Source organism: Blastococcus sp. OS1-29 (assembly GCF_057628075.1).
The window spans coordinates 220,183-233,101 of the sequence record NZ_JBXXJK010000004.1 but is presented as its reverse complement, the minus strand read 5'-3'; the positions used below and the strand labels follow the sequence as shown (position 1 = coordinate 233,101).

Below are 12,919 nucleotides of genomic sequence, written 5' to 3'. Positions count from 1 at the left end.
GCGTCCTGCCACCATCCGCACGTGACGACGAACGACAGCGCGACCATCCCCGACGCCGAACCGGTCGCCGCCGCGGCCGACCTGGCCACCGCGATGCGGGACCTGATCGAGACCGCGGTGACCACGACGGTGGCCGCCGGCGAGGTCCGGGCCGCCGCCGAGCTGGTCCGCCAGGTGACCGAGCGGCTGGGCGTCGCGCGCCGCCCGGTCTCGCAGCTGCCGGCCCTGGACGACGTCACGACCGGCCGCCGCGTGTTCAACCCGGTGACCGGCGCGGGCAGCCCGCTCGCGCCGCCACTCGTCGTCCGTCTGGACGGCGAGGGGGTCGTCGGCCGCGTCACCCTCGGGGTGGCGTACGAGGGGCCGCCGAGCTTCGTGCACGGCGGCATGAGCGCGCTGCTCATGGACCAGCTGCTCGGCTCCGCCGCCGCCGCGGCGGGGGTCTGGGGGATGACCGCGCACCTCGCGCTCGACTACCGCGGCCCCCTCCCCCTGGAGCGCGAGCTGGTGCTGCGGGCACAGGTCGCGGAGACGTCGGGCCGCAAGTCGGTCATCACCGGCACCATCGCCCTCGCCGACGCCCCCGACCGCGTCCTCGTCGAGGCCCGTGGCGTGTTCGTCCTGCCCCGGCCGGAGAAGGTGGAGGCCTACTTCGGGTCGATCACCGACTCGGCCGGGCAGCACACCCCGCCGCGCCGTCACGGCGACGCGACGGCACTCGACCAGGACTGAGCGTGCCCTCGGACGTCGGCGTCGCCGCCGCGGCCGCCCGTGCCGCCGCCGACGTGCTGCTGCGGCTGCGTGCCGGCGGGCTGGAGGGGCGCGCCCTCGGGGACGCCGGCGACGCCGCGGCGCAGCAGGCGATCCTCGCCGTCCTCACCGCCGAACGCCCGGTCGACGTCGTCTTCAGCGAGGAGGCGGCCGATGACCGGCGCCGGCTGACCGCCGACCGGGTCTGGATCGTCGATCCGCTCGACGGCACCCGCGAGTACGGCGAGATCGGCCGGCACGACTGGGCGGTGCACGTCGCGCTGTGGGCGGACGGCGAGCTGACCGCGGCCGCCGTGGCGCTCCCCGGCCTGGGCGAGGTGCACGTGACCGAGCCGCCGCCGGGGGTACCCGCCCGCGCCGGCGCGGTCCGCATCGCGGTGAGCCGCAGCCGCCCACCGGCCGTCGCCACGGCCGTCGCCGATGCGCTGGGGGGCGAACTCGTCCCGCTCGGGTCGGCGGGCTACAAGGCCCTCGCCGTCGTCCGAGGGGAGGTGGACGCCTACGTGCACGCCGGCGGCATGTACCAGTGGGACTCGGCCGCCCCTGTCGCCGTGGCCCGGGCCGCGGGGCTCACCACCTGCCGGATCGACGGGTCACCGCTGGGCTACAACGACCCGGAGCCGTCGCTGCCCGACCTGGTCGTCTGCCGCCCGGAGATCGCCGAGCCGATCCTGGCCGCGGTGCGGTCTTCGTCATAGCGGACACTGGTCGGGAATCCGCACCGAAGCGATGCGGTTGGCCGTCCTTGATGTCGAACCTCCGGAGCCGAGTGCCGTGACGACCCCCGACTACCGGCTGAGCCAGCTGGAGACGCTGGAAGCGGAGTCCATTCACGTCCTCCGCGAGGTCGTCGCCGAGCTCGAGCGGCCCGTGCTGCTGTTCTCCGGGGGCAAGGACTCGATCGTCATGCTCGAGCTGGCGCGCAAGGCGTTCGCGCCGGCGCGCATCCCCTTCCCGGTCATGCACGTCGACACCGGGCTGAACTTCCCCGACGTCCTGGAGTTCCGCGACAAGCGCGTCGCCGAGCTCGGCGTCCAGCTCATCGTCGCCTCGGTGCCCGACGCGATCGCCGCCGGCACGGTGAAGGAGGAGCCCAACGGCTCCCGCAACCGGATCCAGACCCCGGTGCTGCTCGACGCGGTCGAGGAGCACGGCTTCACCGCCCTGTTCGGTGGCGCCCGCCGCGACGAGGACAAGGCGCGGGCCAAGGAGCGGGTGTTCTCCTTCCGCGACGAGTTCGGCCAGTGGGACCCGAAGAACCAGCGCCCCGAGATCTGGGACCTCTACAACGGCCGGATCCACCTGGGCGAATCGATTCGGGTCTTCCCGCTGTCCAACTGGACCGAGCTCGACATCTGGCAGTACATCGCCCGCGAGCAGATCGCGATCCCGCCGCTCTACCTCGCCGAGGAGCGCGAGGTCGTCGAGCGGCAGGGCATGCTCTACGCGGTCAACGAGTTCATCCGCCCGCGCGACGGCGAGCAGGTGCGCCGGGAGACGGTGCGCTACCGCACCGTCGGCGACGCCAATCTCACCGCCGCCGTGCTCTCGGAGGCCAGGACGGTGGACGACGTCATCGCTGAGATCGCGGCGACCCGGATGACCGAGCGCGGAGCGACCCGTGGCGACGACAAGGTCAGCGACGCCGCCATGGAGGACCGGAAGAAGGAGGGGTACTTCTGATGGAGAAGGACATCCTCCGCATCGCGACCGCGGGCTCCGTCGACGACGGCAAGAGCACCCTGATCGGCCGGCTCCTGTACGACAGCAAGGCGATCTTCGAGGACCAGTACGAGGCCGTCGAGCGCGCCAGCAAGGGCGACTACGTCGACCTCGCGCTGCTCACCGACGGGCTGCGCGCCGAGCGCGAGCAGGGCATCACCATCGACGTCGCCTACCGCTACTTCTCGACGCCGCGACGCACCTTCATCCTCGCCGACACCCCCGGGCACGTGCAGTACACCCGGAACATGGTCACGGGGGCCTCGACCGCGGACCTGGCGATCGTCCTGGTCGACGCGCGCAAGGGCATGGTCGAGCAGAGCCGCCGGCACGCCTTCCTCGCGTCCCTGCTGCGCGTGCCGCACGTGCTCGTAGCGGTGAACAAGATGGACCTGGTCGACTGGTCCGAGGACGTCTACGAGTCCATCCGCGACGAGTTCACCGCGTTCGCGGCCAAGCTCAACGTGCCCGACCTGACGGTCATCCCGATCTCCGCCCTGCACGGCGACAACGTGGTGAGCCGATCCGAGCGCATGCCCTGGTACCAGGGCACGTCACTGCTGCACCACGTCGAGCACGTGCACGTCGCCAGCGACCGGAACCTCGTCGACACCCGCTTCCCGGTGCAGTACGTGATCCGGCCGCACTCCGACGCCCACCACGACTACCGCGGCTACGCGGGCACCGTTGCCAGCGGCGTGCTGCGTCCCGGCGACGAGGTGCAGGTGCTGCCCAGCGGCCTGACGACCACGATCGCCGCGATCGACGGTCCCCGCGGTGCCGTCGACGAGGCGTTCGCGCCGATGGCGGTGACCGTCCGGCTGGCCGACGACCTCGACGTGTCGCGCGGCGACCTGATCTGCCGGCCGGCGAACGCCCCGCACGTCGTCCAGGACCTCGACGCGCTCGTCTGCTGGATGGCCGACGAGCCGCTGCACCCGCGTCGCCGGCTGGCCGTGAAGCACACGACCCGCACGGTGCGCGGCATGGTCAAGGACCTGCAGTACCGGCTGGACGTGAACACGCTGCACCGCGAGCCGGAGGCAACGGAGCTGGGGCTCAACGACATCGGGCGGGTGCGGCTGCGCACCACCCAGCCGCTGTTCGTCGACGACTACGCCCGCAACCGGGTCACCGGCCGGTTCATCCTGATCGACGAGGCGAGCAACGCCACCGTCGGCGCCGGGATGCTCATCCCGTCGGCCTGATGGCGCGCTCCCGGGCGGCCGCCGTCCTCCTGGTGGTGGCGATCGTCGCGGTGGCGCTCAACCAGCGGCCCGCCGTCGTCGCCGTCGCCCCGGTCCTGCGCGACATCCGCGCGGACACGGGCATGTCGGCGGCGCTGGCCGGCCTGCTGACCACGCTGCCCGTGCTCTGCTTCGGCGCGTTCGCTCCCGCCGCGCCCCGGCTGGCCCGGCGGATCGGGCTCGAGACCGCGGTAGCGCTGTCGCTGGTGCTGCTCGCGGCCGGGATCGCTCTCCGGCTGCTCTCCCCCGTCGCCCTGCTGTTCGCCGGCAGCCTGCTCGCCGGTGCCGCGATCGCGTTCGCCAACGTGCTGCTGCCGGCCTACGTGAAGCGGGAGTTCGACCGGCCCGGTGCGGTCATGGGCTTCTACTCGGCCGCGCTCAACGCCGGCGCCGCCGCGGGCGCCGCCCTCACCGTGCCGCTCGCCGGTGCGCTCGGGGTCGGCTGGCGGACGGCGCTGGGTCTCTGGCTGGCCCTGGCGCTGGCCGCCCTGGCCCTCTGGCTCCCGGTCGCCGGCACCGGCCGGGCACATCGCACCAGCGCGCCGCTGCCCGACGGCGACGCCGGCTCCTGGTCGCTGCTCCGGCAGCCGCTGGCCCGCCACGTCACCGCCTACCTCGGGCTCCAGAGCGTGCAGTTCTACACCGTCTCGGCCTGGTTGCCGACGCTTCTGGCGGACTCGGGTGTCCCGGTCCGGGAAGGCGGCCTGCTGCTCGGGCTGGCGAACATCGTCGGCGCGGCCGGGGCCCTGCTCGCCCCGGCCCAGGCCGGCCGGATGCGCACCCAGCGGCCGCTGATCCTCGGGGTCGCGGCGGCATACGCGATCGGGCTGGGCGGCCTGCTGGTCGCGCCCACCTCCGGCACCCTCATCTGGGTCGCCGCGTTCGGGCTCGCGCAGGGCAGCGGGTTCGCGCTCGCGCTGACCCTCATCGTGCTGCGCAGCCCGACGCCGCTGGTCGCGGCCCGACTGGGCGGCATCGCGCAGTGCCTGGGCTACCTGCTCGCCGCCCTCGGCCCGCTGGTGATCGGCGCCCTGCACGACCTCACCGGCGGGTGGACCTGGCCGGTGGCCGTACTGCTCGCGGTCCTCGTCCCCATGATCCGGGTCGGCTGGGGCGCCGCCCGCGACGCGACCCTCGAGACCCCCGAGGTCAGCGCAACGTCACCGGGAGGTGCTCGAAACCCCGCAGCGTCTGCAGATCCCGCCGCACCGGCCGGCCGCTGACCCGCAGTTCCGGGAACCGCTCGGTCAGGGCGCGGAGACCGACGACGCCCTCCAACCGGGCCAGCCCGGCGCCCACGCAGTAGTGGATCCCCGCGGAGAAGGCCAGGTGCTCGCGGGCGTTCGGCCGCGTGACGTCGAAGCGGGCCGGGTCCGCGAAGACCTCGGGGTCCCGGTTGGCCGCGCCCAGCAGGACGGTCACCCGCCCGCCCGTCGGCACGGTGCGGCCGGCCACGACCGCCTCGGCCTTCGCCGTCCGGCCGGTGATCTGCACGGGGCTGTCGTTGCGGAGCACCTCCTCGACGGCGTTGTCCCAGCCCGCGGGGTCCTCGCGCAACGCCTGCCACTGGTCGCGGTGGGCATCGAGCAGGACCACCGCGTTGCCGAGCAGGTTCACGGTCGTCTCGAACCCGGCGCCGAGCAGCAGCATCACGGTGGCGTGCAGTTCGCGTTCGCTGAGCGCCTCGTCGTCCGGCAACCCGACCAGGCGGCTCACCAGGTCGTCGGCGGGCTCGCGACGCAGCCGCTCGAAGTGCTCGCGGAGGAAGCCGTGCATCGCCCGCAGCGCCCGCTCGGCCGACACGTACCGGCCGAAGCCCAGGCCCGGATCGAGCGTGGCGGCCGCCGCGGCGCCCCAGCGCAGGAAGTCCTCCCGCCGCTCCGCCGGAACGCCGAGCAGGTCGGCGATGACCAAGACGGGCAGCTGTGCGGCGTAGGTCTCGACGAGGTCCACGGTGCCGTCGCGCGGTTCCAGGGCGTCGAGCAGCGCCTCCGCGGTGCGCTGGACGACCGGCTCGAAGGCGGCGATCGCACGCGGGGTGAACGACCGGCTCACCAGCCGCCGGAACCGCGTGTGATCGGGCGGGTCGACGACCAGCATGGACGGCGGCTCGGCCACGCCGCTGGCGTCCAGCTCGTCGCCGAAGCGCAGGGCCCAGCGGATCAGCCGGGGCGCGACGGACCGGTCCCACCCCACGCCGAACCGATCGGTCCGCAGGACCTCCGAGGCGACCGCGTGCGAGGTGGTGACCAGGCCGAGACCGCTGCCGGCCAGGGGACCGCGCGCTCGCAGCTCCTCGTGCACCCCGTACGGCTGGTCGCGCACCTCGGTGTCGCGCAACAGCCGTCCGACCGGGTCGCCCCTGCGCGCCGCGCGGTCGAGGAAGGCCGACGCCAGCCCGTGCCGCACGCCCCAGCGGACGACGGTGCGGGCCGGCCGCAGGGCGGTGGCCGTCATGCGGGCCACCGCCGCAGCGTGCCGGTCAGCCGCGGTCGTCGGGAGCAGGGGCGTCGCCCGGCTTGCCGTTCCAGTCCTTGCCCGCGGTGTCGGCGTTCTCCGAGGCGCTGTCGGTCTGTGCGGCGACGGTCTCGACCATCTCCTCGTCGGACACTCCGGCGCCGGCTTCCTCGGTCTGGTTGGTGGGTTCGCTCATGGAGCACCCGTCCCCCCTCCCGAGGGGCGGCAAACTCCGCGTCAGGCGATCAGCGCGTCGATCGCCTTGTAGACCCGCTGCTCGGACACCGGCCGTGGGGTGCCGATGACCTGCGCGAACAGCCCGACCCGCAGCTCCTCGACCATCCAGCGGATCCGGTTGACCGGGTCGTCGGGCGCCCCGGTGGCCGGTACCTGCGCCCGCAGCTGCTCGTACTCGGCGGTGACGGCCTCGACCTGGCGCATCCAGAGCTCGTCGCGGACGGCGTTCGCGGGCAGCTTCTCCAGCCGGTGCGCCATCGCCCGCAGGTAGCGGACGACGTCCGGCAGCCGGCGCCGTCCCGTCGCGGCGACGAAGCCGCGGTGCAGCAGCCCGCCCATCTGGCGGCGTAGATCGGCGATCGCGGCCTCCGGGACCCGCCGTCCGGGTGCGGCGCCGATCGCCACCGCCACCTCCCGCGCCTGGGTGAGCACCGCCTCCACCTTCGTGACCGTGTCGTAGGTGAGCCGGTGCAGCTCGGTGCGCGCGGTCGCCACCAGCGCGGCGAACGCCGCCTCGTCGCGCGGCGGGCCGCCGGCGGCGGCGATCAGCTCGTCGGCCGCCGCGTCCACGCAGTCGGCGACCAGGTCGGGGATCTCGCCGTCGGGGTTGAACTGCAGCGCGAGCCGGGTGCGCGGCGGCATCGCCTTGACGATCTGCCGGGCCGGCGACCCGGCGACGAGGACCAGCAACCGCCGGACACCGCGCCAGGTCAGCCGGCTCGCCTCGGCCGCGGTGGGGACGACGCGGAGGCCGACGGTCTCCCCCTCGTCGACCAGGGCCGGGTACGCGGTCACGGTGTGGGCCCCCCGCTGCACCTCGACCGTGGCCGGGAGGGTGCCGAACTCCCACGCCGTCAGCCCGGTCCGTTCGACATACAAGGCCGCCCGGGCCAGGCTCGCGCGAGCCTTCGGGGCCACCTGCGCCTTCAGGGCGGCGAGGTCCTTGCCCACGGCGAGTGGCCGCTGCTGGTCGTCGAGCACCCGGAAGGTGGCGCGCAGGTGGTCGGGCACCTGGTCCGGAGCCCACGCGTCCGGCGGGATCGTCACCGCCGTCGCCCGGCGCAGCTCGCGTTCCAGCGCGGGCAGCAGCGGCTCCCCCGGATCGATGTGCGGGAGCACCTCCCGGACGCGGTCCGGGATCGGCACCAGACCGCGCCGCAGCTGCTTGGGCAGGGTGCGCAGCAACGCGGTCACGAGCTCCTCGCGCAGGCCCGGAACGGTGAACGCGAGCGATTCACCCGACGTGGTCGACGCGACCCCGTCCAGCACGGCGAGCGGGACGTCGACCGTCACGCCGTCGTCGGCCGCCCCCGGCGCGAACGCGTAGGACAGCGGCAGGGTCAGTCCCTGCGAGAGGTGGACCTCGTCGGGATAGTCCTCGGCGCGCACCTGCCCCGCGGTGGCGGCGTTGGTGAGCATCTCCGGCGTGAACGTCAGCAGGTCCGGCTGCCGGCGGCGGACGTCCTTCCACCAGCGGTCGAAGTGGCGGGTCGAGACGACGTCGGGCGGGATGCGCTCGTCGTAGAGCTCGAACACCGTCTCCTCGTCGACGCGGATGTCGCGGCGGCGGGCCCGTTCCTCGAGTGCGGCCACCTGTTCGACGGCACGCTGGTTGTCGGCCCAGAAGCGGTGGTGCGTCGTCCATTCACCCTCGACGAGCGCGTGGCGGATGAACAGCTCCCGGGACACGACCGGGTCGATCGAGCCGTACTGCACGCGCCGGCCGACGACGAGCGGCAGCCCGTAGAGGGTGACCCGTTCGGTGGCGACCACCGAGCCGCGCTTCGCGTCCCACCGCGGCTCGGAGTACTGCCGCTTCACCAGGTGGTCGGCGAGCTTCTCCACGGTCTCGGGGTCGATGCGCGCCACCGTCCGGGCGAACAGCCGGCTGGTCTCGACCAGTTCGGCGGCGACGACCCAGCGCGGCGGCTTCTTGGCCAGCGGCGTCCCCGGCGCGATCACGAAGCGGGTGCTGCGGGTGCCGAGGTACTCGCGGCTCGGCCGCTTGTCGCCCTTCGCCTGCTCGGCCTGGAGGCCGACGTGCGACAGCAGCCCGGCGAGCAGGGCGGCGGTGATCCCGCGCTCGTCGGGCTCGGGCGCCGGCTCCCCCACCGTCATGCCCAGGCGCCGGGCGGTGCCGCGCAACTGGCCGTGCAGGTCCTGCCACTCGCGGATGCGCAGGTAGTGCAGGAACTCCCGCTTCACCGTGCGCCGGAACTGGCTGCCGGAGAGGGCTCGCTGCTGCTCGCCGAGGTACCGCCAGAGGTTGAGCAGCGCCAGGAAGTCGGAGTTGTCGTCGGCGAAGCGGGCGTGCAGCTGATCGGCCGCCTGCTGGTGGTCGGTCGGCCGCTCGCGGGGGTCCTGGATGGTCAGGCCGGCCGCGATGACCAGCACCTCGTCGAGGACGCCCCGCCGGTCGGCCTCGACCACCATCCGGGCCATCCGCGGGTCGAGCGGCAGCGCCGCCAGCGACCGCCCGGTCTGCGTGAGCTTTCCCTGCTCGTCGAGCGCGTGCAGCTCCTCGAGCAGCGCGACGCCGTCGGCCACCGCGCGGCGGTCCGGCGGGTCGACGAACGGGAAATCCTCGACGTCGCCCAGGTCGAGCGCGGCCATCTGCAGCAGCACCGACGCGAGGTTGGTCCGCAGGATCTCCGGATCGGTGAACTCCGGCCGGCTCTCGAAGTCGGCTTCCGTGTAGAGGCGGACGGCGATGCCGGGCCCGAGGCGGCCGCAGCGGCCCGACCGCTGCCGCGCCGACGCCTGGCTGACCGGCTCGATCGGCAGCCGCTGCACCTTCGTGCGATGGCTGTACCGCGAGATGCGGGCGGTCCCCGGGTCGATGACGTAGCGGATGCCCGGCACGGTCAGGGAGGTCTCGGCGACGTTCGTCGAGAGGACGATCCGCCGTCCGCTGTGGGGGGTGAAGACCTTGTGCTGGTCCGCGGCCGAGAGGCGCGAGTAGAGCGGGATGATCTCGGTGCTCTGCAGCGCCCGTTCGGCCAGCGCGTCCTGGGTGTCGCGGATCTCGCGCTCGCCGGCCAGGAACACCAGGATGTCGCCCGGCCCCTCGGCGACCAGCTCGTCGACGGCGTCCACGATCGCGCTGACCTGGTCGCGGTCCGGATCGGCGTCCTCGTCGTCGGGGTCGACGACCGGGCGGTACCGGACCTCGACCGGATACGTCCGACCGCTGACCTCGACGATGGGCGCACCCCGGAAATGCGCCGCCACGCGCTCCACGTCGATCGTCGCCGACGTGATGACCAGCTTCAGGTCGGGGCGGCGCGGCAGGATCTGCGCGAGATAGCCGAGGAGGAAGTCGATGTTGAGGCTCCGCTCGTGCGCCTCGTCGAGGATGATCGTGTCGTACTGCCGTAGCAGCCGGTCGTGGGCGATCTCGGCCAGCAGCACGCCGTCGGTCATGAGCTTGACCAGCGTCGAGTCGCTCACCTGGTCGGCGAACCGCATCTTGAATCCCACGACCTCGCCCAGCGGGGTCTCGAGCTCCTCGGCGATCCGCTCGGCGACGCTGCGCGCGGCGATCCGGCGCGGCTGGGTGTGCCCGATCCGGCCGCGGACGCCGCGCCCGAGCTCCAGGGCGATCTTGGGCAGCTGGGTCGTCTTGCCCGACCCCGTCTCCCCGGCGACGACCACGACCTGGGCGTCCCGCAGCGCCGCGGCGATGTCGTCGCGACGGGCGCTGACCGGCAGCTCCTCCGGATAGGACACCTTCGGGACGGCGGCCCGGCGCCCGGCGATGCGCGCCTCCGCGGTGGCGACGTCCGCCGCGATGCGCTCCTTCGCACGCGCGCGGGCCTGCGGGTCCCGGGTGCGCCGCAGCGCGTCGAGTCGCCGCCGGAGCCGGTGCTCGTCGAGGATGGTGAGGTCCGGCAGCCGGGCGCGCAGATCGTCGGCGGGGGCGCTCACGGCAGGGCTCGGATCCTCTCGAAAAGCTGTGGGGCGATCGCTCGCGTACGCCGAAACTGTCGGACGCGGCACCAAGGATCCCACTGCAGGAACGCCGCGCAGCCGAGTTGCCCAGATCACGATCCGTGTATCGCACAACTGATTGCGTGCGTCGTACAACGGGTTGTACGGTGCATTGTCTTCATCCACCCTCTGTTCGGAGCGTCATGACCACCCCCGTCGCCAGCACCGGCGCGGTCGAACCCGTCGACCGCGCGACCGCCGTGCGCGTCCTCTCGGAGCAGGTGCCGAGGTTCATGCGGCTGGTGCACGCCCTCAAGACCCAGGCGGCCAAGAACGACAGCGGCGATCGCGCGGCACTCGTGCTGCTCTTCCCGCTGGTCCGCATGGGGCCGCTGCGCCAGGGGGCGCTCGCCGAACTCGTGCACGCCGACCCGTCGACCGTCAGCCGGCACGTCGCCGCCCTCGTGGAGCGCGGCCTCGTCCAGCGGGTGGCCGACGAGTCCGACGGTCGGGCCAGCCGGCTACACGTCACCGATGCCGGCCACGCCGCTCTCGACGCCTTCCGCCGTGACCGCGAGAACCACTTCGCGCAGGTCACGGCCAATTGGGACGCCGCGGACCTCACGGCCCTCACGACCCTGCTCGGCCGCTTCCTGGACGACATGTCCAGCCTCGCGGCCGCCTCCCCGGACGCCTGCGTTCCCGAGGGCAGCACCTCCACCGACCCCACGAGAGAGATCCGATGAGCCAGTCCACCCGCACCGACCGCCGGGATGCCCGTGCGGCCGCCGCCGCACCGGACGCCAGCGGTGTCTTCACGCACCGCCAGATCCTGACGATCCTCGGCGGCCTGATGCTCGGCATGTTCCTGGCCGCGCTCGACCAGACCGTCGTCTCCACCGCGATCCGCACGATCGCCGACGACCTGAACGGCTACGACCTCCAGGCCTGGGCCACGACGGCGTTCCTCATCACCTCGACGATCGCCACCCCGCTCTACGGCAAGCTGTCCGACCTCTACGGACGCCGGCCGTTCTACCTGTTCGCGATCGGCATCTTCGTCGCCGGCTCGATGCTGTGCGGCCTGTCCAACTCGATGTACGAGATGGCCGCCTTCCGCGCCATCCAGGGCATCGGCGCCGGCGGACTCATGTCGCTGGCGCTCGCGATCATCGGCGACATCGTCCCGCCGCGTGAGCGCTCGAAGTACCAGGGCATGTTCATGGCCGTCTTCGGCACGTCGAGCGTGCTCGGCCCGGTCATCGGCGGCTTCTTCGCCGGCCAGGGCTCCTTGCTGGGCATCACCGGCTGGCGCTGGATCTTCTACCTCAACGTCCCGCTGGGCATCGCCGCGTTCGTCGTCGTCATGCGCGTGCTGCACCTGCCACACACCCGCCGCGACCACCGCATCGACTGGCCCGGCGCGCTGGCGCTGGTCACCTGCCTGGTGCCCCTGCTGATCGTCGCCGAGCAGGGCCGCATCTGGGGCTGGGGCTCGGGCCGCGCGCTGCTCTGCTACGCCATCGGCGTGATCGGGCTGGCCGCGTTCATCCTGGCCGAGCGGGCGTACCGGGACGACGCTCTGCTGCCGCTGCGGATGTTCAAGAACCGCAGCTTCGCCGTGAGCAGCGTGGGCAGCATCGTGCTGGGCGCCGGCATGTTCGGCGGCATCCTGCTGCTGCCGCAGTACCTGCAGATCGTGCACGGCTCCAGCCCCACGGTCGCCGGCCTGCAGATGATCCCGCTGGTCGCCGGCATCATGACCGGGGCGATGAGCTCGGGCATCATCATCGGGAGGACCGGCAAGTACAAGATCTACCCGCTGGCCGGCATCGTCTTCATCGTCGTCGCGCTCGTCTCGATGTCCTTCATCATCGGCGCCGACACCTCGGTGTGGAGCCTCGTGCCGTTCATGGTGCTGCTGGGCCTCGGGCTGGGCTTCAACTTCCAGCCGGTGATCCTGGCGGTGCAGAACGCGGTGCGCCCGCAGGAGATGGGCGTCGCGACGTCCTCGGTCACGTTCTTCCGCCAGATGGGCGGCACGATCGGGGTCGCTGCGTTCCTGTCCATCCTGTTCACGACGCTGCCCGACAAGATCAGCAACGCGTTCGCCTCCGCGGCGACCAAGGACCCGCGGGTCGCCCAGGCGCTGCAGAGCGGTCAGCTGAAGGGGAGCGGCGACCTGTCCGACACCTCGTTCATCCAGAAGCTGCCCGAGTTCCTCGCCACCCCGTTCAAGACCGGGTTCTCCGACTCGATCGACCTGGTGTTCCTGGTGGCGGCCGTGGTCGTGGCCCTCGGGTTCTTCGTCATGTGGTTCCTCCCGGAGGTCCCGCTGCGCAACCAGTCGGGCATCCAGGCCCAGCAGTCGGGTGCCGGCGAGATCACCGGAACAGGAACAGCGGTCAGCCCGGAGGTCCCGGCCGACCAGCCGACGCAGGCCGTCGGCGCTACGGCTCCGACCTCCACTCCCCCGCCGGCCGGCACGGCGGAGGACCCGCGTCACTGACGCGCTGAGCACCACCTGCCGAGGGCTGTCTCTCCGATCGGAGGGG

At 73.0% G+C, this 12,919-nt stretch carries 10 protein-coding genes; 7 read left to right on the top strand and 3 right to left on the bottom strand.

Going from position 1 to position 12,919, the window contains the following annotated elements:
* Positions 1 to 21: 21 nt before the first annotated feature.
* The 5 genes from AC2H4J_RS12125 to AC2H4J_RS12105 all read left to right on the top strand — a co-directional run bounded on the left by AC2H4J_RS12125 (position 22) and on the right by AC2H4J_RS12105 (position 4,963).
* On the top strand, positions 22 to 732 hold the full coding sequence (locus tag AC2H4J_RS12125; protein ID WP_487465129.1) for a PaaI family thioesterase: 711 nt from the start codon (positions 22 to 24) through the stop codon (positions 730 to 732).
* A 2-nt stretch (positions 733 to 734) separates the two neighbouring features.
* Positions 735 to 1,469, top strand: coding sequence for an inositol monophosphatase family protein (locus tag AC2H4J_RS12120; RefSeq protein WP_487465128.1), 735 nt, complete (start codon positions 735 to 737; stop codon positions 1,467 to 1,469).
* Positions 1,470 to 1,545: 76 nt separating this feature from the next.
* Entirely contained in the window at positions 1,546 to 2,454 is a 909-nt protein-coding gene (cysD, locus tag AC2H4J_RS12115; protein WP_487465127.1) for a sulfate adenylyltransferase subunit CysD, read from the top strand.
* A complete protein-coding gene (locus tag AC2H4J_RS12110) occupies positions 2,454 to 3,701 on the top strand; it encodes a sulfate adenylyltransferase subunit 1 (RefSeq protein ID WP_487465126.1) in 1,248 nt (415 codons plus the stop codon). The genes cysD and AC2H4J_RS12110 overlap by 1 nt, the downstream gene beginning before the upstream one ends.
* A complete protein-coding gene (locus AC2H4J_RS12105; protein ID WP_487465125.1) occupies positions 3,701 to 4,963 on the top strand; it encodes an MFS transporter in 1,263 nt (420 codons plus the stop codon). Before AC2H4J_RS12110 ends, AC2H4J_RS12105 begins: the two co-directional genes overlap by 1 nt.
* Here AC2H4J_RS12105 and AC2H4J_RS12100 read toward each other — a convergent pair.
* From AC2H4J_RS12100 to hrpA, 3 genes are read right to left on the bottom strand one after another with little or no spacing between them, the layout of a single operon-like run.
* The gene (locus AC2H4J_RS12100; protein ID WP_487465124.1) at positions 4,890 to 6,197 is read right to left on the bottom strand and encodes a cytochrome P450; all 1,308 of its coding nucleotides are present in this window, start codon (positions 6,195 to 6,197) and stop codon (positions 4,890 to 4,892) included. The genes AC2H4J_RS12105 and AC2H4J_RS12100 overlap by 74 nt on opposite strands.
* Positions 6,198 to 6,222: 25 nt before the next feature.
* A complete protein-coding gene (locus tag AC2H4J_RS12095) occupies positions 6,223 to 6,393 on the bottom strand; it encodes a hypothetical protein (protein ID WP_487465123.1) in 171 nt (56 codons plus the stop codon).
* A gap of 41 nt (positions 6,394 to 6,434) precedes the next feature.
* A complete protein-coding gene (gene hrpA, locus AC2H4J_RS12090) occupies positions 6,435 to 10,361 on the bottom strand; it encodes an ATP-dependent RNA helicase HrpA (protein WP_487465122.1) in 3,927 nt (1,308 codons plus the stop codon).
* 206 nt (positions 10,362 to 10,567) lie between these two features.
* On the opposite strand from hrpA, the gene AC2H4J_RS12085 reads away from it, so the two are divergent.
* Together AC2H4J_RS12085 and AC2H4J_RS12080 are read left to right on the top strand one after the other, a co-directional pair.
* Positions 10,568 to 11,110, top strand: a complete 543-nt coding sequence (locus AC2H4J_RS12085) for a MarR family winged helix-turn-helix transcriptional regulator (protein WP_487465121.1) — start codon at positions 10,568 to 10,570, stop codon at positions 11,108 to 11,110.
* Positions 11,107 to 12,873, top strand: coding sequence for an MDR family MFS transporter (locus tag AC2H4J_RS12080; RefSeq protein WP_487465120.1), 1,767 nt, complete (start codon positions 11,107 to 11,109; stop codon positions 12,871 to 12,873). The genes AC2H4J_RS12085 and AC2H4J_RS12080 overlap by 4 nt, the downstream gene beginning before the upstream one ends.
* Positions 12,874 to 12,919 lie beyond the last annotated feature (46 nt).

Coding starts and splice junctions, on each gene's coding strand:
- AC2H4J_RS12085 (WP_487465121.1), top strand. CDS start 10,568: ATGACCACCCCCGTCGCCAGCACCGGCGCGGTCGAACCCGTCGACCGC.
- AC2H4J_RS12100 (WP_487465124.1), bottom strand. CDS start 6,197: ATGACGGCCACCGCCCTGCGGCCGGCCCGCACCGTCGTCCGCTGGGGC.
- AC2H4J_RS12095 (WP_487465123.1), bottom strand. CDS start 6,393: ATGAGCGAACCCACCAACCAGACCGAGGAAGCCGGCGCCGGAGTGTCC.
- AC2H4J_RS12110 (WP_487465126.1), top strand. CDS start 2,454: ATGGAGAAGGACATCCTCCGCATCGCGACCGCGGGCTCCGTCGACGAC.
- AC2H4J_RS12105 (WP_487465125.1), top strand. CDS start 3,701: ATGGCGCGCTCCCGGGCGGCCGCCGTCCTCCTGGTGGTGGCGATCGTC.
- AC2H4J_RS12080 (WP_487465120.1), top strand. CDS start 11,107: ATGAGCCAGTCCACCCGCACCGACCGCCGGGATGCCCGTGCGGCCGCC.